The 24750-nt window shown below is 64.9% G+C and carries 24 protein-coding genes and 1 pseudogene; 14 read left to right on the top strand and 11 right to left on the bottom strand.

Annotated features, from left to right (window positions below):
• Positions 1-8: 8 nt before the first annotated feature.
• Complete coding sequence (locus P8R42_23515) at positions 9-251, bottom strand: hypothetical protein (GenBank protein MDG2307566.1); 243 nt, start codon at positions 249-251, stop codon at positions 9-11.
• Positions 252-430: 179 nt separating this feature from the next.
• Here P8R42_23515 and P8R42_23510 point away from each other — a divergent pair, with 179 nt between their 5' ends.
• The 3 genes from P8R42_23510 (at position 431) to P8R42_23500 (ending at position 2490) form a co-directional block, all read left to right on the top strand.
• Complete coding sequence (locus P8R42_23510) at positions 431-1204, top strand: SDR family NAD(P)-dependent oxidoreductase (protein ID MDG2307565.1); 774 nt, start codon at positions 431-433, stop codon at positions 1202-1204.
• Positions 1205-1440: 236 nt separating this feature from the next.
• The gene (locus P8R42_23505; GenBank protein ID MDG2307564.1) at positions 1441-1977 is read left to right on the top strand and encodes a hypothetical protein; all 537 of its coding nucleotides are present in this window, start codon (positions 1441-1443) and stop codon (positions 1975-1977) included.
• 180 nt (positions 1978-2157) lie between these two features.
• Positions 2158-2490: an HDOD domain-containing protein gene (locus P8R42_23500; protein MDG2307563.1), complete on the top strand. Its 333-nt coding sequence runs from the start codon at positions 2158-2160 to the stop codon at positions 2488-2490.
• A 75-nt stretch (positions 2491-2565) separates the two neighbouring features.
• On the opposite strand, the gene P8R42_23495 is transcribed toward P8R42_23500, so the two are convergent.
• Together P8R42_23495 and P8R42_23490 are read right to left on the bottom strand one after the other, a co-directional pair.
• Positions 2566-3681, bottom strand: a complete 1116-nt coding sequence (locus P8R42_23495) for an acyl-CoA/acyl-ACP dehydrogenase (protein ID MDG2307562.1) — start codon at positions 3679-3681, stop codon at positions 2566-2568.
• A gap of 10 nt (positions 3682-3691) precedes the next feature.
• Positions 3692-4873 (bottom strand): acyl-CoA dehydrogenase family protein, encoded by a 1182-nt coding sequence (locus P8R42_23490; protein ID MDG2307561.1) that lies wholly within the window; start codon positions 4871-4873, stop codon positions 3692-3694.
• Between the two features lie 146 nt (positions 4874-5019).
• On the opposite strand from P8R42_23490, the gene P8R42_23485 reads away from it, so the two are divergent.
• The 3 genes from P8R42_23485 to P8R42_23475 are packed head-to-tail and all read left to right on the top strand — an operon-like array spanning position 5020 to position 6805.
• The gene (locus P8R42_23485) at positions 5020-5463 is read left to right on the top strand and encodes a hypothetical protein (protein ID MDG2307560.1); all 444 of its coding nucleotides are present in this window, start codon (positions 5020-5022) and stop codon (positions 5461-5463) included.
• Between the two features lie 11 nt (positions 5464-5474).
• Positions 5475-5936: a DUF4331 family protein gene (locus tag P8R42_23480; protein MDG2307559.1), complete on the top strand. Its 462-nt coding sequence runs from the start codon at positions 5475-5477 to the stop codon at positions 5934-5936.
• Entirely contained in the window at positions 5840-6805 is a 966-nt protein-coding gene (locus P8R42_23475) for a phytanoyl-CoA dioxygenase family protein (GenBank protein ID MDG2307558.1), read from the top strand. Before P8R42_23480 ends, P8R42_23475 begins: the two co-directional genes overlap by 97 nt.
• 420 nt (positions 6806-7225) lie before the next feature.
• Here the strand turns inward: P8R42_23475 and P8R42_23470 are convergent.
• Positions 7226-7498 (bottom strand): annotated as a pseudogene (locus P8R42_23470) (multicopper oxidase domain-containing protein).
• A 611-nt stretch (positions 7499-8109) separates the two neighbouring features.
• Positions 8110-10557, bottom strand: a complete 2448-nt coding sequence (locus tag P8R42_23465) for a TonB-dependent receptor (GenBank protein MDG2307557.1) — start codon at positions 10555-10557, stop codon at positions 8110-8112.
• Positions 10558-10790: 233 nt separating this feature from the next.
• Between P8R42_23465 and P8R42_23460 the strand changes: the two genes are divergently transcribed.
• Together P8R42_23460 and P8R42_23455 are read left to right on the top strand one after the other, a co-directional pair.
• Positions 10791-11426 carry a TetR/AcrR family transcriptional regulator gene (locus P8R42_23460; protein ID MDG2307556.1) on the top strand — a complete coding sequence of 212 codons (636 nt, stop codon included), beginning with the start codon at positions 10791-10793 and terminating at the stop codon, positions 11424-11426.
• A gap of 13 nt (positions 11427-11439) precedes the next feature.
• A complete protein-coding gene (locus P8R42_23455) occupies positions 11440-13467 on the top strand; it encodes a DUF3604 domain-containing protein (GenBank protein MDG2307555.1) in 2028 nt (675 codons plus the stop codon).
• Between the two features lie 7 nt (positions 13468-13474).
• On the opposite strand, the gene P8R42_23450 is transcribed toward P8R42_23455, so the two are convergent.
• Positions 13475-13639 (bottom strand): hypothetical protein, encoded by a 165-nt coding sequence (locus P8R42_23450; GenBank protein MDG2307554.1) that lies wholly within the window; start codon positions 13637-13639, stop codon positions 13475-13477.
• Positions 13640-13951: 312 nt separating this feature from the next.
• Here P8R42_23450 and purU point away from each other — a divergent pair, with 312 nt between their 5' ends.
• A complete protein-coding gene (gene purU, locus P8R42_23445) occupies positions 13952-14830 on the top strand; it encodes a formyltetrahydrofolate deformylase (protein ID MDG2307553.1) in 879 nt (292 codons plus the stop codon).
• Positions 14831-14832: 2 nt separating this feature from the next.
• Positions 14833-15414 (top strand): hypothetical protein, encoded by a 582-nt coding sequence (locus P8R42_23440; GenBank protein ID MDG2307552.1) that lies wholly within the window; start codon positions 14833-14835, stop codon positions 15412-15414.
• A 66-nt stretch (positions 15415-15480) separates the two neighbouring features.
• Here the strand turns inward: P8R42_23440 and P8R42_23435 are convergent, their stop codons facing one another.
• The 4 genes from P8R42_23435 to P8R42_23420 all read right to left on the bottom strand — a co-directional run bounded on the left by P8R42_23435 (position 15481) and on the right by P8R42_23420 (position 19210).
• Complete coding sequence (locus tag P8R42_23435; GenBank protein MDG2307551.1) at positions 15481-16431, bottom strand: DUF2950 family protein; 951 nt, start codon at positions 16429-16431, stop codon at positions 15481-15483.
• Between the two features lie 12 nt (positions 16432-16443).
• Positions 16444-17709, bottom strand: coding sequence for a DUF3300 domain-containing protein (locus P8R42_23430; GenBank protein ID MDG2307550.1), 1266 nt, complete (start codon positions 17707-17709; stop codon positions 16444-16446).
• Positions 17710-17810: 101 nt separating this feature from the next.
• The gene (locus P8R42_23425; protein ID MDG2307549.1) at positions 17811-18599 is read right to left on the bottom strand and encodes an enoyl-CoA hydratase-related protein; all 789 of its coding nucleotides are present in this window, start codon (positions 18597-18599) and stop codon (positions 17811-17813) included.
• 68 nt (positions 18600-18667) lie between these two features.
• On the bottom strand, positions 18668-19210 hold the full coding sequence (locus P8R42_23420) for a hypothetical protein (protein MDG2307548.1): 543 nt from the start codon (positions 19208-19210) through the stop codon (positions 18668-18670).
• 428 nt (positions 19211-19638) lie between these two features.
• Between P8R42_23420 and P8R42_23415 the strand changes: the two genes are divergently transcribed.
• The 4 genes from P8R42_23415 to P8R42_23400 all read left to right on the top strand — a co-directional run bounded on the left by P8R42_23415 (position 19639) and on the right by P8R42_23400 (position 24192).
• On the top strand, positions 19639-20592 hold the full coding sequence (locus P8R42_23415) for a triacylglycerol lipase (protein ID MDG2307547.1): 954 nt from the start codon (positions 19639-19641) through the stop codon (positions 20590-20592).
• Positions 20593-20614: 22 nt separating this feature from the next.
• Positions 20615-21640 (top strand): lipase secretion chaperone, encoded by a 1026-nt coding sequence (locus tag P8R42_23410; protein MDG2307546.1) that lies wholly within the window; start codon positions 20615-20617, stop codon positions 21638-21640.
• Between the two features lie 332 nt (positions 21641-21972).
• Entirely contained in the window at positions 21973-22647 is a 675-nt protein-coding gene (locus P8R42_23405) for a hypothetical protein (GenBank protein MDG2307545.1), read from the top strand.
• Positions 22648-22758: 111 nt separating this feature from the next.
• Complete coding sequence (locus P8R42_23400) at positions 22759-24192, top strand: MFS transporter (GenBank protein ID MDG2307544.1); 1434 nt, start codon at positions 22759-22761, stop codon at positions 24190-24192.
• Here P8R42_23400 and P8R42_23395 read toward each other — a convergent pair.
• On the bottom strand, positions 24130-24747 hold the full coding sequence (locus tag P8R42_23395) for a hypothetical protein (protein MDG2307543.1): 618 nt from the start codon (positions 24745-24747) through the stop codon (positions 24130-24132). The genes P8R42_23400 and P8R42_23395 overlap by 63 nt on opposite strands.
• Between the last annotated feature and the right edge of the window lie 3 nt (positions 24748-24750).

Genomic DNA, 24750 nt, shown 5'->3' with positions numbered 1-24750 from the left:
AGACCATCTCAGGCGATCGCGCCGATCTCGCGCAGATACAAGCTTCCCCAAAGGAAGGTCTGCGCAATGTTCGATGCGATCGATCCCGGTGCGGTCCGGATTACGTCGTAGTACGCTACGATCTCGAGTGCGTGCGCGATGCAAAGGATCCAGAAAACCGCGCGACCGAGTCTCGCAAGCGGTACGGGTGTCTGTTCGGGAATCGATGCGAGTCCCCAAATCCAAACCGCGCCCACTATCACTTGGCTCATCTTCCGACCTCCCCGGGCATTTGCCCGCCGCCCCCACATCGAGTCAGGCGGATCGCGCGACCTTTGGGAAGCGGGAGTAGGCCCCATGGGGCGGTGCCGCGTTTGAGGAGGCTCTCGCGCGATCAGGCCGCTTGAGGAGGCGCACGCGATATGGGAGTTCCAACGCCGGAGGAATGACGATGGGACGACTGGACGGCAAGGTAGCTATGATCACGGGCGCGGCGTCGGGCATCGGTGCCGCGTGCGCCGATCGGTTCGCCCGCGAAGGTGCGGCGATTGTGGGACTCGATCTCGCGCCGCCATCCGGCGAAGCCTGGGAGGCCGTGGCCCAAGGTGCTCCTGCCGTGAGCGCGCACGGCGCCGACGTGACGAACGAGCCGGCCATCGAAGCTGCGGTGGAGGAGGTCGTTCGGAAGCACGGGAAGATCGACGTGTTGGTGAACGCGGCTGGTGTCTCGGGTGTGGGTGCGGCGCACGAACTCTCGGTCGAGGACTGGGACCGCGTCGTCGACGTGAACCTGAAGGGCTCCTTCATCGTTGCGAAGCACGCCCTGAAGCCCATGATGGCCGCGGGCTCCGGGAGCATCGTGCACGTCGCGAGTGTCGAGGGTTTCGAGGGGCTCCCCAGTCAGCTCGCCTACAACGCCTCGAAGGGCGGGGTCGTACTCATGACCCGAAACATGGCGATCGACTACGCGCCGCATGGGATTCGGGTGAACTGCCTTTGCCCGGGGGCCATCGATACGCCGATGCTGGCCGGCTTGCAGGCCGTCCCGCAGATTCGCGACCAGATGAGAAAGTTCCACGCCCTCGATCGATTTGGTCGCCCCGAGGAGGTGGCCGCGGCCGCGCTCTTCCTCGCGTCGGAGGATGCGTCGTTCGTCACCGGCCATCCTCTAGTGGTCGATGGCGGCTGGACCGCCGGCCGTCGTCTCGACTACCGCGTCGATTAGACGTCGCTGCGCCGCGGGAATTCGATCGGCATCGGGGTCGCGCCCTTCTGTCCCAAGGGGAGGTGTGGTTTCGTCGTCACCCGCGCGTGACAGTAGAACGGCCCGCGCGCGGGACGCTGTCATCGGCCGGGGACACCGGCGCCCGTCGAGGCCGAAAAACGACCGTTGTACGGTCCACTGAGGGTGGCATGGCCGTTGCGCTGTTGTCGGGGTGAACTCGAAAAGGAGGACACCCAGTGAAGATGGACAGCATGACGATGGCGGAGATTTCGAGCAACATCGTATCGAGCCTCGGGGGCACCCAGGCGCGCGTTCCGAATCGCACGGACGGAGCGAACATCATCGCTCCGGAGACGCTTCTTCCCACGCAGCTCCCGACGGCGGGAGACGAGCTCGCGACACGGGCGGGCGTGAGGGGCCTCATGCTGGCGATCCTCGAGGACGCGGTATATTGCCTCGCGGATGTTTCCAGCACCTGCGCGAAGAAGCGCATGGAGGCGCGGAAGGCCGAGACCTGGATCCGCCAGCCGGGCGACGACTGGCTCTTCTCGTTCGACAGCATCTGCCGAGTCCTGGATCTGATCCCGGAGGACCTCCGGTTCCGACTCCTTTCGGTACCGCCGGGGGAGGTAGTTCCGCAGACCGGGCGCCGTCGCCGCAGCCACCGCGTGGACCGGGGCAAGCGCAAGCGCTCCTCTCGCGGCGCGGGCCAGGAGACCGGTTTGGAAGGCTCGATCTACGAAGAGGAAATGCAGCTGGAGATCGCCGGCTGAAGGGTGCGTGAACCAGGGCGGGGGGACCGAACCGGGCGGATTCGGTCCCCTTAAGAAGCAAGGGTTTGCGGTGGGTGCTCCCTACCGAAGGAGATCCGCCGCCTCAGGCCCCTGGCTGAATCAGCATCAACGATCCCGGACGTCTTCTCAGAGATCTCTGACAAGGGAGACTGCCCGGCGATGGCGCAGGCCATCGGGAAGCTTCACAAGCTGCGCCAGCAGGAAAATTTCCCGACCCAAGATCTAGGGAAGGCCATCCGCACAGACCCCGGTCTCTACGAGAGCCTCATGGAGTCGCTTCGTGCGGCCCTAGTCGCTCAGGGACTCGCGGAACAAGCCAACCTGGTGAATCCCGAAGGGGCGTATCTGCTTGGGCTGTTCTCGAATCTCGGTCGTCTCTGGCTTGCCGCGCACTACCGGGGTGAGTTGGCGCGGGCCACCGAGCGCAGGACGAACTCAATCTCTCGAAAGGGCGCGTGCGTGGGGTTCTCGACGCGGCTCTGGAGTTGCTGAGCGAGCAGGCCGAGGCTCTGGGGATGGGTTCCTCTGCGCCCAAGCGGGGAGCCTCGCCCGCGATCGACTCCGTGGCTACTCGGCAGCGATCATCGCTCCGAGGCGTTTGAGCTGTGCCGTGCCCGCGCCGAGTGTGTACTCGATCTGCTTCGCCCACAGGTAGTAGCGCTGGATCGGGTAATCGACGTCGATCGAGATACCGCCGTGGACGTGGAGCGCGGCGTGCCCGATGCGACTGCCACCTTCGCCCGCCCAGAACTTCGCCGTCGCGACTTCTCGGTCCGAAGGCATCTCGTCGGCCAAGCGGGTCGCAGCCTGCCACATGGTGAGACCGATGGCTTCGTTGTCGATGAAGCAGTCGCCCATCCGCTGGCTCACGGCCTGGAATGTCGCGATGGGTTTGTCGAATTGCTTTCTCTCGCCGGCGTACTCGGCCGTGATCTGCATCGCCGACTGCGCGACCCCGGTTGCGACGGCGCAAAGACCGGTGAGCGCTCGGTCGAGGATCCAGCCTAGGACTTCGGCACCGTTGTCGGTCGAGCCGAGAACCGCGCTCGCCGGGACGATGACGCCGTCGAGAGTCATCTTGTAGTGGCTCTCCCAGTTGAAGGTTTCCTGGGCTTCGAGCCGCACGCCGGCTGCATGGGGTTCGACGAGGAATACGGCGATTCCGCCACCGTCGAGCCGGGCCGGGACGAGCACCCGCTTTGCCTGCTCGGCGATCGGGACTCCGATCTTAGAGCCGTCCAGGCGGAAACCGCCGGCGGTCTTGGTGGCCGTGGTGATCGGGTTGCGCGGATCGGTACCGATCTCGCCGAGGGCAGCGGTCAGCAGGGTCTCGCCCTGCGCCACCCCGGGGAGGAGCCCGCTCTTTTGCTCGTCGCTGCCGAATCGGGCGAGGGGCAGGGCCCCGTAGACCACCGTCGGGAGGAACGGCACGTGAGAGACCGCTTTTCCGATCTGTTCGAGCACGAGGCAGACCTCGACGAAGCCGGCGCCCGCGCCGCCCTGCTCTTCAGGGATCGCGATGCCGATCAGCCCGGCCTGGGCGAGCTTCGCCCAGGCGTCGCGGTCGATGCACTCGCTGGATTCTTCGAGGGCTTTGCGGGATTCGAGCGTCGCTTGATCGGTGAGAATCTTCCCGGAGAGATCCGAGATCGCGTTCTGTTCGTCGGTGAGAGAGAAGTCCATGGTCGGTCTCCTAGAACCGCGGTGCCACGGGCATGTGAAGCCCGAACATCGCGATGAGATCGCGTTGCATCTCGTTCACGCCGCCGCCGAACGTGAGGATGTGAAGGGAACGCAGCATTTGAGCGACGCGGCCGTCCGCAATCACGTCGGGAGCGTCGGGTCGAAGGTTCGCCTGCGGGCCCATGATCTCGAGCATGCTGCGGAGCGCTTCGAGATAGAACTCGGTCCCGAAGACCTTCACCGTCGACGCGTGCGCGGGATCGAGGGGCATGTTCTGCTCGGCCCGCCAGGCCACCTTGAAGTTCATCAACCGAAGGAAGTCGAGCTGCGCATAGATGCGTGCGATTGCGAGCTGAACCCACTGTTCGTCGATGACCCGCGTCCCGTCGGCGTTGGTGGTGTCCTTCGTCCACTGAACGACCGTCTCGAACAGGCCTTCGATCATGCCCGAGCTGCAAAGCGTGACACGCTCGTTGTTGAGCTGGTTCACGATGAGCGACCAGCCGCCGTTCAACTCGCCCACGAGATTGCCGACGGGGATGCGGACATCCTCATAGAACGTGCAGTTGGTGTTGAAGTTGCCCATGTTCTTGATGGGCTGCACCTTGAAGCCTTGTGTGTCGGCTGGGACGATTACGATGGAGATGCCCTTGTGGCGCTTCTCCTCTTCGTTCGTCCGGACCGCCAGCCACACGTAGTCGACGTCGGTTGCGAGACTCGTGAAGATCTTCTGTCCGTTGATGACGAACTGGTCTCCGTCGCGGACGGCTTTCGTCTGTAGCGACGCGAGGTCGGTTCCGGCGCTCGGCTCAGTGTAGCCGATCGCGAAGTGGATCTCGCCCTTCAGGATCTTCGGCAGGAAGAACGCTTTGTGCTCTTCCGAGCCGTACTTCATGATCGTGGGCGCGACGGAGTTCACGGTCAACATCGGGACGGGCGCGCCGACCCGCATGGATTCGTCGAAAAAGATGAACTGCTCGATCGGGGTCATGCCTCGTCCGCCGAATTCCTTCGGCCATCCGATTCCGAGCCAGCCGTCTTCGCCCATCTGTCGAACGACTTTGCGGACGGCGGGGCCCACGCCCTCGCTCTTCCGGACCTCTTTCATGATCTCTGGCGTGAGCAGCCCCGCGTAGTACTCGCGGAGTTCTTGCCGGAGGGCGTCGTGTTCCGGGGTGTAAGCGAGCTTCACAAAGAGGTTGCTATGGAAGATCGTGGGGCGCGGCAAGCTCCCCTTAGGTTGACGCCTGGGAAGGGCCGGTGCTAGCCGTGCGCCTCGTCGGCGCGGGGGAACGTGCCGGCGAGAGGGGGTGCGATGCGTATGGGCGGTGTGAAGAGATGCGTCGTTTGTTCAGTGATCCCGATGCCGCCGGTACCCAGGGCGTGAAACTCCGGAGCGTCGGACTCCGGGGGATGCGCGGTGACGGTCGGACGGGGGAGGACCTTCTGCTCAAGAAGGAAGTTCGTCTGCATGCTGGCGCCTTCGATGATCCGTTCTTCTTCGACCGGGACGCTTTCCTCTGGGAGGGCGGACGCGCGCTCTGCGACGGAGGTACATCGGACTCGTTCGCGCGGCGGGAAGCCTCTGCCGTCGTGTTGGAGGTGCCTCTCTTTGGGATGGGGACGCCGACGTTCGGGTTGTGGGCGCGAACCCGGGCGTTCGGCAATCAGGTCGATCGAATGGGGTTCGCGGGCATCAATGGGTTGCTAGTTCCCGAGCATGCGCGCGGCGCCTTCAACCGCGGGCAGCCGAAGAACGACGTGGTGGTGTTTCCGAGGTAATCTACGATGCGTTGACGGGGATCGAGAGCGACCCCGGGGATGCACTCGGTGTCGCCAGCTTCTATCTCCCGGACGTTCTCGCACTCGATCTCGCTGAGCCGGCAACCTATCCGAACGGTCGGCGTCTCGAGGAGGATGTCGTGGGCTTCGCCCCTCGGTTCCTTGGCGGCACGTCTCCCCCGTCGACCGATTGTGTCGATGCGAACTACAAGCCCTTTGGTCAGACGTTCCCGTATCTGGCGATTGCAACGACGGGCCTGACACGACGTTCCCCGGAGCACCGGAGTTGTGTGACGCGCGCGACTCGGACTGCGAGGGCTTACTGGTGGACGAGTTCACGAACTCGGACAGCGATCCCGCGCCGGGTTGCGTCGACATGGACATCGACGACGACAACGACGGATCCTTCGACGACCAGGACTGCGCCCCGACCGATCGGGGGGCTCTTGTCCAAGGGTCGCGCTCCGAGTTAACTGGGCCCATGGCGCCCAAGATCAGACGTTTCCAGGCAAGCGAGACGAAGGAAACGGTCCTCGAGGTTCTCCAAGAGGACGGAGTTGTCGTCGTCGAAGGGTTGCTCGAGCCAGGCCTTCGCGACCAGATCAACCGGGACTTCGACCCCTACATGGCGAACGCCGCGCTCACGACGCCTGACCTGAACGATCTCAGTCAAGCGTTCTACGGTGACAAGACGCGCCGGATCGGTGCGCTTCCCGCCAAGTCCCGCGCGTTCTGTGACGTGCTCACGAACCCACTGCTCCTCGGCGTTTGCGATGAGATCTTGCTGCCGGCGTGCTCCAGCTACCAGATGAACGTCGGCCAGGTGCTCGAGGTCGGCCCCGGCGCGGTCTGTCAGATGTTGCACCGGGACGAGGACGTCTGGGTGCACGTCCCGCGCCCCGCGCCGATGTTCCAGGTGGCCACGATGACGGCCCTCGTCGACTTCACCGGGGAGACCGGTGCGACGCGCATCGTCCCCGGAAGTCATACGTGGGACCCGCAGCGGCAGGCCGAGGAGCACGATGTCGCCATCGCGGAGATGCCCGCGGGTTCGGTAGCGATCTATCTCGGCCGAACGCTCCACGGTGCCGGGACCAATCGGACCGCGGATCAGTGGCGTCGCGGGATCCACCTGAGCTACCTGGTCGGTTGGCTTCGCACGGAGGAGAACAACTACCTGGGTGTTCCTCCCGAGGTGGCGCGTGATCTCCCGGAACAGGCACAGGAGCTTCTCGGGTATGCGATGCACGACGCGATCGAGGCTGGCGGTGGCGTCGCCGGCTTTGTCGAGATGCGCGATCCGATGAAGATGCTTCGAGCGAGCAAGGAGCAGGCGGCCTAGATGGAGGACGTCTGGACTCCTCACCACCCTGGGGCTCCGAAGTAGGGACGTTCGTTAGTCCCGGCAGTTTGTTTAATCGTCACTCTCGTCGGGGGTACCTTCGGTGGTTGGTCCTGATGTCCGGCGGCCGTCCCGGGAGCTTCCACTGAATTCGGCCGACAACGACGCCCTCACCCTACGGTTGGTCTCCGCGGCGACGCGCGTCCGCATCGTCTCCTTGTCGGGGGGCTCGACGGCTTCGGTGGGTAGAGGGGTCAGTTCAGAAGAAGCCGGGCGCGTAGAGGCGGAAGCGGAGTCCGCCAGCCCAGTCGTACTCGGAGCTTTACTGGCCGGCGAGAGAGAAGTGCCGGGTGAGGATGAACTCGGCGCCCACGGTGTACTCCCCGTCGGTGACGGTGTCGTACTCGCCGTCCGCGTGGCGGCGTCGAACTCGATGACGGTGGTTTCCATGGGCGAGACGTTGATCGTGTGCTTGAGCGGCGCGTAGGCGCCCTGGCCGTTCAGTACCCGGTAGAAGTGGCCGTAGAGGTGCATCGGGTGGTTCATCATCGTGCGGTTCGACATCTCGAAGCGGACGCGTTCCCCCTTCTTGATGCGGATCGTGTCATCGGGGCGCAGGATCTCGCCGTTCGTGCTCCACACGTAGCGATCCATGTCACCGGTGAGGTTCATCTTCACGATGCGTGGCGGTTTCGGACCGGGATCGTCGTATCCCACGCCGTCCGCCACATGGCGCGCGGATAGCCGGCGTTCATCGTGTTGCGGTAGCAGTCCGGGCGGGGGACGTCGGGTGCCGTGGTTCGCTCGCCGGTGCCGAGAACGCCGGCCACGTGTCCGGAGCCGTCCTGGGCGGTCGCGCACGTGGATGCGCGCGACGTCGCCTTCGGTAAACTCGAGTACCGGGCCCGGGATGCCGCCGTTCACCGTGAGCGCCTTTACCGGCTCACCCGTGAAGTCGACTTCTTGCGTCGCGATCGTCAGGTTGTACTCGGCGACCTTCGCGAACGCCTGCGTCGTCGGGAGGGCCATTGCCAGAATCACCAGTGTGGCCCACGTCGCGTTTCTCCGCACTCCGATTCTCCGCTTTCGCAGGAGCAGCAGATTTCGCGCAGCGGAGGTTTAGGCCTCGAGGCGCGGACGAGGGCCCGGGTCAAGCACCGCCGGCAGGAACGCTCGTGGATGCACGGTCGCTTTCTGGGGGCAGGGTGAACCGGGGTTGTCCGGCGGGAGTGAACGGCGGTTTCGCTAGCGAACGGAACCCGGCCGGGGGACACGGCAAGGCGTGTCCCCGGAATTCCCGGTCCTTAGAACCGGTACGAGACCTCGCCGCCGTAGGTGCGAGGAGGCTCGTAGAAGCGGTTCGCGACGCCGAAGGTCGAGATGACCGGCGTGACGTACGCGAAGTACTCCTCGCTGAGCAGGTTCTTGCCCCAGAGGGCGACTTGCGCGCGATCATCCCAGAAGTCGTACGAGAGGCGCGCATTGATCGCGTTCCAGCCGACGGCCTTCGCCTGAGGAACCTCGGGGCCGAGCCAGTTGACGGCACTCTGGTAAGCCCACTCTATGCGCGGCGTGAGCCAGCCGTCGAGCCAGGCGCCGTCGCCCGTCTCCACGCCAAAGGAGTACTGCGCAGAGATGAACGTCTGCAGCTTCGGTGTAGCGCGGAGACTCTGACCGGTACGGTCGATCTCCTGGCCGTCCAGGTCGGACAGTGCGTTCGGGAAGGCGTCGTACGTGGCGTCGGTGTAGCCGACGTTGCCCTGGATCATCAGCCCGTCCATCGGACGGGTCATGGTCTCGATTTCGAAGCCCTTCGTCGTCGCCCTACTGGCGTTGAGCGTGAGTCGCTGGATGATGGGGACTCCGTCCGGGTCGAGGCCGAGGTCCTTGATCGAGGTCTCCTGGATGTCGTCGTACTTTCCGTAGAAGAGCGCGATGTTCATCGTGACCATCGAGTCGAAGCCGATCGTCTTGAAGCCGACTTCGAAGTTCTCAAGGGTCTCGGGGTCGAACGCGAACTGCGAGGCGTCGACATTTCCGCGGGGCTGCGAGACGCCGTTGAATCCGCCGCCTTTGAAGCCCTGCGAATACGTGAAGTAGCCCATCAGGTGATCGATGGGGGTATCGAACAACAAGTCCTCCGGCACGCTGAGCGCGAGGCTGCCCATCGGGGTCCAGGCTTCGAAGACCTTCCGGCCCTCGAGGGGAAGGCCGACCGCCGTGTCTGTCCGCGGGTCGAACTGCGCGAACGTGAGGCCCTTCTTGTCCTGCGTGTAGCGGATGCCGCCGGTGAGGCTCGCCCACTCGGTGATGTCGGCCGTGGCCTGCCCGAAGACGGCCCACGTCCAGTTGTCGATGTTGGTCTCGCTGAGCGTGACCCGGTTCAGGCCGCCCGGGGTGAGCAGGACGCTCTGCGTGCGCCCATCGAAGCCCGTTTCGAAGAAACCGAAGGCGCCCACCACGTAGCTGAGGCGACTGTCGAGGGCGGAACCATTGAGCAGGAGCTCGGGGTTGTACTGCTGTTGGGTTCCGGGCTTACCGTTCAGCACACCACCGCCGGCGCTGGAGTTCTGCACGGCCATGAAGCGGGTGCCGTCGATGTCCGTGCGTAGGCGGGGGTTCTGCTGACGCCAGGACATGACGCCGCGCAGGGACAGCTCTTCGAGGGGGCCGACGTCGCCGATGTCGTACTCGGCGATCCCCCAGGTTCCGTAGCTCTCGGTGTCGGCGAGTCCGATGGTGTTCAGTTCCCCTTCGAAGGGGCTGGAATTCTCACAGCTCTTGAAGAAGCCCGGCGGGAGGGCCCCGGACAGCGCCGGCTCGTCGTCCACGACCACGCACTGTGAGCCTCGCGCGTGATTGCGTGCGCGTGACCATGTTCCGAAGACGTCGATCGTGAGATCGTCCGTCGGAAGGAACCGCAATGAGCCGAGGAACGAGATGTTCGACGGGTCGTTCGCATACGTGTCCGCGAAGGTGTTGTAGTAGTAGCCCTGCGAGTTGATCGTCGACATCGCGAAACGGCTGTAGAGCATGTCGTCGATGATCGGGAGGTTCAGCATCGCGCGCGTGTCCACGCTGCCGAAGTTCGATGGCCGCACCATGGCGAACCCTTCGAGCTCGGCGTGTGCTTTCACGCTTCGTACGTTGATCGCGCCGCCCACTGTGTTCTTGCCGAAGAGCGTGCCCTGCGGTCCGCGCAGCACTTCGATCTGCTGGACGTCTACGACGTCGATCAGCGTGCCGAACGTTCGAGGGATGTAGACGCCGTCGATGTACATTCCGACGCCGGGGTCGAACGCGATCGCTGGGGCCGAGGTGCCGACACCACGAATACGGATGTTCACCTGCTGGCCGGTGAGAGCGCCCTCGAAGGTGAGGTTGGGAACGAGCTGCTGGATTCCGTCGAGTCGTTGGACGCCGTGCTCCCGCAACTCGGTCTCGCCGAGCGCGGTCACGGCGACCGGGGTGTCCTCCAGGAACTCGTCGCGACGCCGCGCCTGAACCACTATCTCCTCGACTTCGCGAGTGGCCCGGCGTGACAGCCCGGTGTTCGCACCGCCCAACGCCTCCTCGCCCTGTGCCTCCGCTGCGTCGGCCTCGTACTCCTCGCCGTCGAGCGGGCCTTGTTTGTCGATCGCCTGGAGTTGGTAATCCGAGGGTGACTCGATTGGGCCGTCCTGTGCGTTGGAAGACAGGGGCAGCGCGTTGAGCGCTAACGCGAAGATGGTGCAGAACGCGAATCGTGTCATCGATGGGGCCTCCGGGCATCCCTCAGGGCATACCTCTTGCGTGCGCAGTGCTTTGAGGACCCCTCCACAGCATCACGTTGCGCCGATGGCGCAAGGAGATCGGATTCCCCATATTGAATAATGTACAATTTTATGGATTTCTGCCCAGGCATCCCGGGACCACCGCGGCCGCCCGCTAGAGGTAGTTGATCATTTCAGGAATTCCACAGCGAAAACGAGGGCCCGGCCGCCCCGTGAAAGGGACCAGCCCCGGTCTCGATCGAGCGCGCATCGTCCGAGCGGCGTTGAAGCATATCGATCGCCACGGCATCGAGGCGGTCGGGGTGAGGCAGTTGGCTGCCGAGCTCGGGGTCGCGCCCAACGCCCTGTACTCGTACGTCCGGGACAAGGACGACATCATCCACGGTGCGGTCGAGCTGGCATTCGGGAATCTGGAGATTCCCCAGGCGAGCGGTGAGACCTGGCAGGAGAGGATCATCGGGCTCTGTCGGTGGCTTCGCCAAAGGCTCCTCGAGCACCCGGAACTCGTGAGCGTTCCGCGATTTACCGAGGGCGCCCCGTTTCCGTTCATAAGTTTCCCGACGACGGTGGGGATGACGCTGCAGGAGGCCGGACTCGAAGGGCAGGAGTTGATCGAGACGACCTTCGCGATTTTCTATCACACGGTCGGATTCGTCACGATGGAGGTCGCTCGTGCGCAGCACGGCGTGCCCACGGAAAGCGACGAGTTCCTCGTTTCCCAATTAGATGCGGAGAAATTTGATGCGGCCGCGTTCGAGAAGGTGGCGGAGCTCGTCCCGTTGATCCGTACGCTCGATCTCAGCTCGGTCTTCGAGCGCAGCTTGCGCGCGATGTTGAATGGTCTGTGAGGGGGGGTTCTCGATGACGTGCGATCTGTCCCGTCTGGTGGTGCTGCTGATCTTCGTCGGGCTGGTCGTGGTGGTCGAAGTCCGCGCGGAGGAACCTCCCTTCGAGCGAACGGAGAAGCGTGAGTCCTGTGCCGAGTACGAGGCGTTGCGCCGCCCGATGTTTGGCGACTTGCACGTGCACACGAGCTACTCGTTCGACTCCTACATCTCGAGCCAGCGCAACGATCCCGCTGCCGCGTATCGCTATGCGAAGGGTGAGCCGATTACGTTGCCCGACGAGGACGGTGAGCAGAAGATCATCGCGCAGATTCAGAGACCCCTGGACTTCGCGTCGGTCACCGATCACTCGGAGTACTTCGGGCAGATCAACGTGTGTACGACGGATCCTTGGCGTGCAGGCTATTGGTGGCCCCACTGCGTGATGACGCGTTCGTCCAATCTGTGGGTGCAGCTGTTCTCCGCGTCTTGGTGGACGTCGCTCGGGGGGATGTCGGAAAATGACCCCTCGCGGTCCTTCGCCTGCACTCTCTCGGACTGCGACGAGGCGCGGTCCGATACGTGGAGTCTGATCCAGCAGGCGGCGGAGGAGGCCTATGACCGCTCTGCGGACTGCAGCTTCACCTCGTTCGTCGGGTACGAGTACACGGACGCGCCCGAGACGAACAACATGCATCGGAACGTGATCTTTCGGAACGAATCCGTCACCGACAACGCAATCTCGACTTACGACACCGGCTCCTACAACTTTCCGAAGCTGTGGCAGTTGTTGCGTGAGCAGTGCATCGAAGGCGGCGAGGGATGCGATGTGATGGCCATCCCGCACAACCCGAATCTGGCGGGCGGACTCATGTTCCGCGACCCCGAAACTCCCGAGGAGGCGACGGAGCGGCTGTTCTTCGAGCCAGTCGTGGAACTGACGCAGCACAAGGCATCCTCGGAGTGCAGGTTCGATCGCCTCGAGCGGCGCGGGCTCTTCACCGAAGACGAGCAGTGCACTTTCGAGCAGGTGGTCGCGGACAATCTCTCAATGTTGGGCTCGGTCCACGGGAAGGTTCGAACCGAGCGCGCGGCCGCCGTGCCGATCGAAGAGTTCGCGCGCCGAAACATGGTGCGCAACGCACTAAAGGACGGGCTCGCTCTTGGTGAGAAGTCCGGCACCAACCCGTTCGCCATGGGCTTCATCGGCAGCACGGACACGCACAGCGCGACCCCGGGTGCGGCCGAGGAGGACAACTACCTTGGTCACCTGGGCCGGCGGGATTCCGGCTATCGCAACGTCCAGGATCATTTCTTCTCCAACCCGGGTGGCCATGCGGTCGTCTGGGCTGAGGAAAACTCGCGCGACGCGATCTTCGCGGGGCTTCGCCGCAAGGAGGCCTACGCCACGAGTGGGACGCGGCCGATCGTTCGCTTCTTCGGGGGCTCGTCCCTTTCCGCCGATCTTTGCAACGCACCGGACATGATCGCGCGTGCCTACGCCCAAGGCGTTCCCATGGGGGGGCGCTTCTCGGGCGGCTCGGCCGCCGAGCCGCTGCGCTTCCTCGTGAGCGCTCTGAAGGATCCCGGCATTCCCGGTCACCCGGGAACGGATCTTCAGCGGATCCAGGTCATCAAGGGCTGGCTCGACGCGGATGGCGAGACGCACGAGGCGGTCTACGACGTCGCCGGCGATGTCGACAACGGCGCGGGGATCGATGAGGAAACCTGTGCTCCTACGGGAACCGGAGCGCAATCTCTCTGCGCCGTCTGGGAAGATCCCGAGTTCGATTCGAGCCAGGCGGCTTTCTACTACGTCCGCGTCCTCGAGAATCCGACGTGTCGCTGGAGCACTCTGCAGTGCCAGGCCGCCGGGGTGAATCCGTTCGCGGGCGACTGCGAGGCGCAGGCGACCGCGGCCACGGCCCGCGCGCAGGACCGGGGCGGCGAGGGCGACATCTACGGGAAGTGCTGCTTACGCGAAGAAGAGCAGCCCTTCTACTCGCCGGTCCTCCAAGAGCGCGCCTGGACGTCGCCGATCTGGTACGAGGTCGCCGGGTCGTAGGCGGCGCTCACTGTCCGCGGGCTTTGAACTTCGTCCCGTCGTTTTTCTTGGACTCTACGAAGGTCGCCTCCCAGCACTCCGCGCTCGGGCTGTCGTTGGCGTGGAGCTGAACGGTGACCGGTAGGACGAGCGGCAGTGTCGGCGTTGCGAGGAGCGGGCCCCTGGCCTTCACGGCGATGTGGGCTTTCGTTCCATCGCCTTCCTTGAGACCAAGACGATCGATGCCCTCCGGCGCACCGCCGGAGAAGCCGGCGATGTCGACCGTGACGCTCCGGGGGCACCGGCTGCGGGCACCGGGGTTCGCGCGAGGACCCCCAAGAGGAGGAGGCGAGCCGGGAGTGGCGCTGGGATTCGCTCGAGGTGCATGCCGGACTCTCTTTGGTCGGTGGGGCAGGGGCCGTTCCTCGGAGCTTGCCCGGAGCGGGAACGCCGCTTCAATCGATAAGCTTGGGGCTGTCCTAGTGGTGCGGTACCCTCGACCCCCATGGCGGATGCGACGGGAGCGGACCGAGCCGACACGGCGATTCTTCTGGTGTGCTGCCCGGACCAGCGGGGAATCGTGGCGGCGCTGTCGCAGGGGCTCTACGGCCTGGGTGCGAACATCCTCGATGCCGATCAACATACCGACCCGAAGGCCGGCCAGTTCTTCCAGCGGATCCGCTTCGACGTGTCCGAGGTCGGCTGCGACCGCAACGCACTCGAAGCAGCGGTCTCCGAGGTGGGCTCGAAGTACGAGATGCAATGGTCTTTGCGCTACGGCGACGACCGCAAGAGGATCGCTGTATTCGTCTCGAAGTACGACCATTGCCTGTACGATCTCCTGCTGCGTGAGCGGTCGGGGGAGCTCGAGGGCGACATTGTGCTGGTGGTCTCGAACCACCCCGATCTGGAGCCCGTCGCGAAGCAGTTCGAGATTCCGTTCCACGTCTTCCCGATCACCAAGGAGACCAAGGCGGAGCAGGAGGCGAAGGAGATCGCGCTCCTTGGCGAGAGTCAGATCGATCTCATCGTGCTCGCGCGATACATGCAGGTTTTGACGGGGGAGTTCATCGAGACTTTCCCGTCGCGGATCATCAACATCCACCACTCGTTTCTTCCCGCGTTTCTCGGCGGGCGGCCGTATCAGCAGGCGCATGAACGGGGCGTGAAGCTGATCGGGGCGACGGCGCACTACGCCACGATGGATCTGGATGAGGGACCGATCATCGAGCAGGATGTCAGCCGCGCTTCGCACCGGGACGGAGTCGCCGACCTGGTCCGACGGGGTCGCGATCTCGAGCGGGTGGTTTTGGCTCGTGCCGTTCGGCGCCATCTGGAGGACCGGGTCCTGGCCTACGGGCACAAGACGGTCGTCTTCGAGTAGGTTTGGGCACCGGGCGCGTCAGCTTATCTAGAGATTACGACACTGCGAGTGACGATTTCCCGCGTAGCCGCCTTCTCACGCCCGCAGCAATCCTGCGTGAACAACCTGAACGCGAGACTCCGGTCACCGACATTCCCGCGTGCGTCGCTGCCGACCGGCGCGGACGCATCGAGGAGGCGATCAACGCCGTCCAGCGCCAGTTCGAGAAGCGTTGCGTCGGGGTGGATGCCCGCGGGCTCTCGCGGGTGCCCGGGATCGGAACCGACGCGAGTACGATCGTCGGTGCGGTGAACGACAATGGGGGCGTGGTCGTCGAGTTGGTGTACGGCTCCCATGAGACCGCGTCGGCGGCGCGTGTAGCCGAGCCGAACATCAAGGATTGTCAGGCGGGCGTCACCGAAGGCCTTCACCTCTGTCAGGACGCGATCGTCGTCCAATTTCAGCAGTGTGTGAACACCGCTCTCTGGGTCGGCAAAGAACCCGTGCCCGAAGGCGCGACGACCGTCGCCGACCTGAGTGCGTGCATCGACTTCGATCCTCGAGGGCGCGTTGCGCGACGGCGCGGATGTCGCGGCTTGTGGTGACGGGAGCTGCTCCAGTTCCTGCGGTTGCGGAACGGTCGCTTTCGTCAGCAGCGGCGTTGATTTGGGCTATCTCGGCGGCGTCCGTGCTTGCGCCGAGACCACATCCCAGGATTCGTCGGGATCGAAGGTCTCGATCTTGGACACGATCTCTGTCGTATCCGGGCCGAGGTCTTTCTCGTAGATGACGCCGGTCTGATTCACGAGGAACGTCATCACGCCGGACGCCTCGTACTTCGCCGGTGAGGCGAGGAGGGCGAAGCCCTTCGTCATCGCTCCGTCCACGACGTAGTCCGCCGCCCCACCGTGAGCCGCCGCCCCCTGGGCCCGCAGGACTCGGTAGACGTAGCCGTAGAGCGGGTCGCCGAAGCCCTGTTTGGGCGCGTAGCCGGCCGCCCGCGCTGCGGCGAAGGCCGCACCGAGCGGGCTGGGCTCGCTGCCCTCCGCGTTCGGCCAGTACAGGCCGTTCTTCTGGTCGTCGCTGCTCGCGATGAACTGAGCGTATTGCGGTTTGCCGTCGAGCGGATTGCGATCGTGGTACTCCTGCTCAGCGTCGACGAAGGCCAGGCAGGCCTGGATCGCACCGAGCTCGTTCCGCCCGATCCGTCGGTTCAGGATCTCGTCCTGTCCGCGCGCGGTGTCGAATCTCCAACCCTTGCTCGTATCGACGAGTGGGATCGGGAACGGCCAATCGGTCTTGCCGGCATCGAGCACCTGGGAGTCATCGAGTCCGGCCGACCAGTGATGCTTTGCCCCGTAGTCGGCGACGAACTCGTCGCGCCGCGATTTGTCCGCGACCGGGTCGCCCGAAGAGATCAGGCTCTCGGACTCCGGCCCGAAGATAGCGACGAGTGCGGCTGTGTCGTCGGCCTTGGCGGCCGCGAGCAACGCCGCGCCCGCAGCTTCGGGTGTTTGGAAGGTCTTCTGCCCGTCGTCCGCCGATGCGAACGAGGGGGTGAGGAAAAGGGCAGTCGCAGCAAGGAGGCCTGCGGTCGTCACGTGGTTCTTCATAGAGATCATGTCGACTTCCTCCTATCGTCCGCGCCGCCCGCCGCCGCCGCGCCCACCGCCGCCGCGCCCACCGCCGCCACGCCCACCGCCGCCACGACCGCCCCCGCCGCCGAAGCTGTGCCCGCCACCACCGCCGCCGCGGTTGAAGGAGCTCCCACGACTGGAGCGCCCGCGATCGGAGTTGCGCCGTGCGCTGTTGCCGTTGCCGCCTCCCTGGAAGGCACCGCCTCGCGAAGACCGGTTGGAGCCGCCGAGGGAGCTCCCGCGCGACGAGTGCTGACCCGCGCCGCCGAAGGCACCGCTCCTTCCGTTCTTGCCTTTGAACTTGTCTGCGCCGCCGCTCGCGATGTCCTTGCGGCCCTGGTCTGCTCGGCCGCGGAAGGAGTCACGCGACTTCCGGTCCTTCGCACTGCGGTCGCCGCCATACTTGTCGCGCGAACTCTGGTCTCGGTACGAGACGCCCTTTCGGTGGTCACTGTTGTGGTTCCAGTTCGAGTTGTTGATGTTGGTCTTGTTGAAGTTGTTGTATTTGTTGACGTTGACATTGACGTTCGAGCGGCCCCAGTTGCAGCCGCCCCAGAGTGCGCCACCGACGGCCAAGCCGACTCCGAAGGAGAGTGTGGAACCGATGAACGCATACCCCGGCGGGTAGTAGTAGAAGGGCGGATAGGCGGGATAGGGCCAGGCACCGTAGACGACAGTCGGGTTGTAGGTTGGGACGTAGACAATCTGCGGGTCGGCCGGTTCAATGATGATTGTCTGGGTCTGTGTTCCGGTGGGCGCGTTCTCGACCTTCACGGTTTGCTGTTGGTTGCTCTCGAGGTTGCCCTCTTTCTTGGCCTTCCCGCGCAGCACCTGGACCGAGTTCATCACGTCCTTCTGCTGAGCGAGGAACGCGTCGCCGAGCTGGGTAGTCCAGTCGAGCTTGTCGTTCATCATGTCGAGCGCCTGCGGGAACGCGGTAAGCGACTTGACGCTCGCATCCCAGGACTGCTTCTCGAGTGCATCCTCGAGAGCCTTCTCCTTGAGGTCGGGGTTGCTCTTTACCCAACGTGCTGCCTCGACCACCTCGAGCGGGTACGTCGAGGCCATCAAGACCTGTGCGACCAGTGAGTCCGGGTAGAGTGCGATCGGCGCCACGAGCTGTTCGAGTTGCTCGGTGCTGAGCGGAGCGGAGTCGGACGAGCCGCTACTCTGTGCCCACGCCGGTGGTAGGGCCACCAGGAACGCCAGGAACAGGGCGAGCCCATGGACCCCGGCAGAGCGGGAAAGGTGGAGTGTCTGCATCGATCTTCCCTCCGCGGCGACTTCAAAAGATGGCCACGCGCAGGGTAACGATACGCACGTCGCCGGCGGTCTGCCAAACCCCGGGGCCACGCGAGGGTGCTCTAGCGGCCTTCGAAAGTGGGGCGCTTCTTTTCGAGGAATGCTTGAATCGCTGCTCGTCCATCCGAGGTCCGGGCGGCGTCGGCGATGGCGCGTGCTTCGAGTTCCATCTGGCCTTCGAGGCTCTCGTCAGAGAGGACGAGTTTCTTCAGGAGCCCGTAGGCCTCGGTCGGCCCCGCGGCGAGCGTAGTGGCGAGCTTCTCGGCCTCGACCGCGAGGTCGGCATCCGGCACGACGCGATTGACGAGTCCCCAGTCGAGGGCTTCGGCGGCACTCAGCTGGCGGTTCGAGATCATCAGCTCGAGAGTACGGCGACGTCCGAGAACACGGGGGAGGAAGAACGTGGAGCTGCCGTCGGGCGTGAGTCCGGCGGCGGTGTAGGCCATCGTGAAGTTGGCCGACTCTCCGCAGATCGCGAGGTCGGTCGATACGGCGAGGCTGAAGCCGGCGCCGGCAGCGGCCCCGTTCACGGCGGCGATGACCGGTGCGCGCAGGCGGGCGAAGCGGGAGATCGCCGCGTGAAGGTACATCGTGAGTTCCTTCAAGAGGATCGGCGTTCGATCGCCCGCCGCACCGAAGGAGCGCAGGTCGCCTCCGGCGCAGAACATCTTGCTCTCGGGTGCGGCTTTGATGAGGACGGCGCGCACCGAGGGGTCTTCGTCGCACTCCATCGCGGCGTACGCGAGCTGCTGCGCGACGGCCAGGTCGATCGCGTTCGCGGCCTTGGGCCGGTTCAGAGTCACATGGGCGACACCGTCGCGCACCTCGTACAAGACGCTCTCGAATTCCATCCCTGAGGGATGGTGATCGGCCCGCGAAGAGTCAAGGTTTTGGCCCGGAGGCCGCGCGATCGACGTTCTCAGCCGGGGCGGGCGTCGAGGGGCGTCGCGGAAGCCGCTTCACTCGGAGCGCCGGCGAGTTTCGCGTCGAGCAGGATCACGATGCCGGGCGCCTGGCGCACGTATCCCTCGAGGCGTCCGCTCACCTGTACGCTCTCGTTCTGTTTCCACACCGCCTCGTCGGGTTGCTGCTTCGTGTAGGCGAGGACGATGACGCCGCTTGCCGGATGGACGAGGTTCGTCCGGTAGCGATAGCCGCGCGGCCCGTAGAGATCGCCTTCGGTCGGCTCACCAAACGCCTCGACCGTCGCCTTCCATCCCGGTGGTTGCACCCAGCGATTCGCGTACGCTCGCGTCGCGTCGTCGGGACCTCCGTTCTCGATGAGTCCGCGGAGGCGCCGGTCGAGTTCGGCGGGGTCGGTTTCGACGAGAAAGGTCTGCGGCCCGACCGGAGCAAAGGTGAAGATGGCGCCCTCGTCGATCGGTGCCGGCGGGGGGCCGTAACCCGAACAGCCCAACAGCAGGAGGGACAGGGCCGCCGCCAAAGACATGCGTCCGTTCATCGTTCGAGCGTAGCGGGGGTGCCGAGGCGAGGCGAGGGCGCCCCACCATCCTGCAAGTCTCAGGCGGCAATCTTTCTGGGTGTGGACATTCTGTAGTCTCAGCGGTTTCTCTAATCGTCACTCTTGTGACGGTTTCTTCGGGGGAGCCTTCGCTGGTTCGTCCCGATCTCCGGCGGGACTCGCTCCGACCCGACAGAGATTCACGCGCCTCGATCGTGCACATCAGCCCACGTCCTGGAGTCAGGCCGGCCGAGTTGGGACGGGGGCCTCACTCTCGCTGGTACAGGGGCGGGGTCGATCCCGACGGATCTGACGGTCCGAAATGGCCTTTTGCTTGTTGGTTCCTCTCGAATCGGATAGCGGTTGCGCCGCAGCGGCTCGGAGGTAGGGCCGTCCAGCCATCGATCGACATAGAAGGGGGATTCTGGATGCGACAGCTCCGCGGCTTCGTTCTCACGTTTTTCATCTCTTTCCTGTTCGTGCTCGGCCCTGGACTCCGTGAAGCCAGCGCGTGGTGTTGGTGGAACTGCAATTACGCGAAGACGAAGTACCCTATCGTCCTTGCGCACGGGGCGGCGGGCTTCGATGAGCTGTTCGGTGTCTACGAATACTTCTACGCCATCCCGAGCTACCTGGAGGCCAAGGGTGCGACGGTCTTCACGACGGAGGTGAGCCAGCTGAACTCGACCGAAGTTCGCGGCGAGCAGCTCATCGATCAGATCGAGGTCATCACCGCGATCACCGGGAAGTCGAAGGTGAACCTGATCGGCCACAGTCACGGCGGTCTCGACGTACGGTACGTCGCCGCCGTTCGCCCTGATCTGGTCGCGTCAGTGACTTCGGTCGGGACACCGCACAAGGGCGCAGATCTGGCCGACTACCTCGCCGAAAACGTCGAGGGCGGGAGTTTTACGGAGGGCGTTCTGGCGTTCTTCGCCAATAGTCTGGCAACGGTCATCGGGATCGTTTCTGGGACGACGAATCCTCAGGATGGTCTCGCGGCGCTCGATTCGCTCACCTCCGCGGGGGCGGCCACTTTCAACGCCAGCTATCCGCAAGGGATTCCCGGGAGTTCGTGCGGGGAGGGCGCGAAGGTCGTGTCGGGGGTTCGCTACTACTCGTGGTCGGGCACCGGCGTCTTGACCAACGTGCTCGACATCTCGGATCCCGCGATGGGCCTCACCTCTCTCTTCTACGGCGAAGCCAACGACGGTCTCGTGGGCCGCTGTAGTTCGCACCTGGGGGACGTGATCCGGGACAACTACTTCCACAACCATCTCGACGAGGTGAATCAGGCGTTCGGCTTGGTCTCGATCTTCGATTCGAACCCCAAGTCAGTCTTCCGAACGCACGCCAACCGGCTGAAGAAGAAAGGCCTCTGACGTCGGGGCTTCGAGGGGTGTGATGGGCAAGATCGGCTGGGGCGCGTTGCTGCTCGTGGTCGGCGTGATCGCCGTGACGATCGGCGACCGAGCCCTTCGGCCGGAGGTCGGGACTGCAGCCTCGCAGCGCATCGCCGGCACGGGTCGCTCCGAGCCGGTTGCGCGCGGCGAAGTAGAAGGTCGATTCGTCTCTGAGGGGCGTCCGTCGGTCTCCCGCGGGCCCCGACAGCCGGGCTCGCTACGCGGGACCGATGTCGACGGAGGCTTCGTCGTCGACGCGTCCGGGCGATTCGTCGTCACCCCGGATGCCCTCGATCTCTTCGAGTACTTCTTCGTCGCCCGCGGCGAGGAGTCGGACCAGGAGATCGTTGAGCGGGTCGCGTCCGAGATCGATCGCCGCCTTGATCCCCCCGCCTCGGACGCGGCACTCGCTCTTCTCGATCGATACCTCGACTACCGACATCAGGCGGAGGCCCTGGCGGCAGGCACCGATCCGGGGCGTTCCCCGGCCGAGACGTTCGAAGCGGTCGTCGAGCTTCGACGGAGTGTCTTTGGCGCGGATGCCGACCTCCTCTTCGGGCGCGATGAGGCGCGCACTCGGATGGCGCTAGCGCAGCGCGAGATTGCGGCCGATCCGGCGTTGGAAACGGGGGAACGTGCCGCCCTCATCGAGGCGTTGTACGCCGAGTTGCCCGAGCGAGAGCGCGCGGCCCGGGAGCGGGCGACCGCGCCCGCTCGGCTCCTGCGGAAGGAGGCGAACTTACATTCGTTGGGGGCGGAGCCGGCGGATCTCGACGAGCACCGCCGGGAGGCGTTCGGTGATGCCGCAGCCGCGCGACTCGCCGAACTGGACCGCACGCGCGCTGCATGGAACGAACGGGTCTCTGTTTACCAGGACGAGCGCGATGCACTCCTCGCGGCGCCAAGGCTGTCGGAGCGTGAACGAAGCGATGCTCTGCAGGCGCTGCTCGAGGAGAACTTCGAAGGACCCGAGCGCCTCCGGATGGAGGCGTTGGAGCGCATCTCGGAGCAGGCGTCGACCTCCTAGTCGGCCTGGCCGGCCCGGCGATTGACGGCTTGTCACCCCGTCGGGTCGGCGTTAGCAGATTCGTGTTCGGAACCTATGGTAGATGCCTCGTCGGGGCGGCGAGCGAACTTTGATGAGTACTTCTTCTTGTGAAACGCCACACATTACACGGCGAATGCGCCATCATATTGGCAAACTTTTCCTTGAGGCCCCGCCTGCGCGAAGGTTATACTTAACTTCCGAAACTTGGGTCACTTCCCGTGAAGCCCGCCGCAAAGATAACCGCCCGAAGCCACGTTCCCGGCCGCCGAACCAAACGCCGCCGCGTTCCAGTGCTGCAGCACGCGGTGCCGATGGACAGACGTGCGAAAGTGTTCATCGTCAGTTCGGCCTTCGGTTTCCTCGTTGTCGCGGGGATGACGTACGCCGGCATGCGTGATGCACGCGTGCTGAGTACCGGGATGTTCTTCGCGGTGATCGGGCCCATGTGCTTGACGGCTCTCCATCTCAAGTCGTACCTGCCTCGCGCGTATCAGGTGCGGAAGCGGGAGTTGCTGAACATCCCCGCCGGCATCCCGCTCGGCGTCGGGGTGTTCTACGTGTGGAAGATCTTTCCCGCGATGTACACCGCGGTGGAAGACGTCGTGTGGCGCCCGTCCGAGGTTGCTGGCGGCGCGTATCTCGAAGGGATGCAGATCGCGCTCGATACCGCCGGAGGGTACTTTCTCGGGTTGATTCTGGGGGCGCTTCTGGTCAGCCTGCAGGCTGCCGTGTGGGTGCTTCCGGCGTACTTCTTGTCGAAGGCGATCGCCAAGCCGGTCGAAGACCAGGTCGAGGATTTCTACCACCAAAAGATCCGTCAGAGCACGCGTCAGGTGGTGGGTCGGCCGAGTCGGCTGACGAAGTTCAAGGTCGGCGGCGAGTTAGCGGAGACGAAGGTTCAGCTGCGCATGTACGGCACGATGCTCTGCCTGTTCAGCGGCCTCGTCACGATCTTGATCCTGGCTTGGGTCACGCCTCTTCGCTGAGGCGGCGACTGCTCCGGGCCGACACGCGGCGCAGGTGCTGCGGGAAGCTGCTGCACTCAGGGTGCAGCAGCAGGCTTCGACGGCTACCGTTCCGGGTGTTCCGGCGCTCTCGTGAAACCCGTCCAAGAATCTCTTTACCCGGCCTCCGAGGTTCCCCCCGAGGGCTGGCGGGGACGGCTCGTCGCGCGGCTCGACTCGCGTGGAACCTATCCCTCGTGGGTCTTGTTCGCGGCGCTCGGTGGCACGTTCGCTGCGACGTTCCCGGTGACGATCCTCACGATCTCGCTGGGCTCGATCGCGGAGGAGTTCGGCGCGAAGGAGACGACGGTTGCGTGGGTGATTTCCGCGCCGCTTCTGATGTCGGCCGTCGCCTTGCCACTGCTCGGGAAGCTCGGAGATCTACACGGCCATCGCCGCGTCTTCCTGACCGGATTCGGGATCGCCACCGTGGCCGCAGTGACTACGGCGTTCGCCTGGGACTTGCTGTCTTTGATCGGGCTACGGACCGTGGCCGCGGTGGTGGGCGGTGCGACGCAGCCTACGGCCATGGCCCTCATCCTGAGCGTACATCGCCCCGAGGAGCGGGTTCGCGCGATGGGCTGGTGGTCGATGACGTCGGCCGCAGCGCCGGCCTTCGGGCTCATCGCGGGCGGGCCCCTCGTCGAACTGCTGGGCTGGCGGACGGTGTTCGTCGTTCAGGCGGGTCTGTCGGCCCTTGCTCTGGCCTTGGCGTACGTCGTGCTTCGGGAGACGCCTCGTCGCAACGCGCGGTTCGACGTCGTGGGGACCGCAGTGCTCGGGCTGGGCGTCTGCTGTCTCATGTTCGCGCTTGGGCGCGTTCGAGATGTCTCCGCTTCGGATCCGGTCCTGTGGAGTGCCGTCGGTCTCGGGATCGCGGCCTTGATGGCCTTCGTCTGGGTGGAGCGCCGCGCGGTGGCTCCGCTTCTCCCGCTCGAGTTCTTCGCGAATGCGAACTTCAGCGCCTCCATCGCGTCGAACGCGTTCAACGCTGCGGCGTACATGGGTGCGTTTGCGGTGGCGCCTCTGCTGTTCCTCTCGGTCTTCGAGTACTCCATTACGGCGACCGCCGGGATTATGCTCCTGCGGACCTTCAGTCTGACCGTGGGTTCGCCCATCGGAGGGCGCCTCGGTACGAACCTGGGAGAACGTCGAGCCGCGCTCATCGGTTGTGCGGTGATGGTGGCGGGGCTCCTGCTGATCTCGTTCGGTGCCGCGCAGGTTTGGCTGCCCGTGATGGCGGTGGGGCTCGTGCTTCAGGGGCTCGGGCATGGCTTCGCGCAGCCGCCGCTGACAGCCGCGGCGGTGGGCGCGGTTCCCGATCAGGATCTCGGCATCGCCGCCGCGACCAACCGTCTCACGTCACAAGTCGGTGTCGCGTTCGGCATCACGGCGCTCACGATGGTGTACGGCGGTATCAATGAACCCCAGTCGTTCGCGAATGCCTTTCTGCTTGGTGCGGGCCTAGCGGTCGTTTCGTTCATCCTCGCGCTCTGGATGCGCGAGCCCGCGGTCTCCGCGACGTAGGGCACCCTCGGGGGCGTGGCGGAGTCTCCAGGCTTGCAGCAGGCGAGCTGCGGTTCGCCGGAGCCAGCCGATCTCGGTCGAGTCGATGAGCGCTCCGTTCTGGAACACGTCGATGCGGGTGCCGTGGACGCGTTGCTCGATGCCGTCCGCGAGGAGGATCCGGAAGGGGCGATCGGGCTCCGCGGCCCGGTCGGCGTCGCTCACGCGAACATGGGCAGAAGGTCGGTACTCCTGGGCGATCTCGCGCAAGCGCTCGGAGCGTTCGAAGGCACCAGGGCTCTCTTCGTGAATCTCGAGCCAGAGGCGGTCGCCGCGCAAGGTGATGTCGAGCACGGCGCCGAGCCGATCTGGGCGATCGTCGTCCCCGAGCGAGCCGAGGAGCCAGGCGCACTTGTAGGTTCTGCAGATGCTCGGCCGAGTCGCGTAGATCGAGCAGCCGTCGCCGTCGGCTCGGAGCTTCTCGCACGAAACGCGCGCCGGTTTCTCGAGTTCGTCGACGCGCAACACCGTGCAGCACAGGTCGCACGATCCGCAGGATCGGCCAGTGTCGGGCATACT

This window comes from Candidatus Binatia bacterium (genome assembly GCA_029243485.1).
Taxonomy (GTDB): Bacteria; Desulfobacterota; Binatia; order UBA12015; family UBA12015; genus VGTG01.
This window is presented reverse-complemented; position numbering and strand designations above follow the sequence as displayed.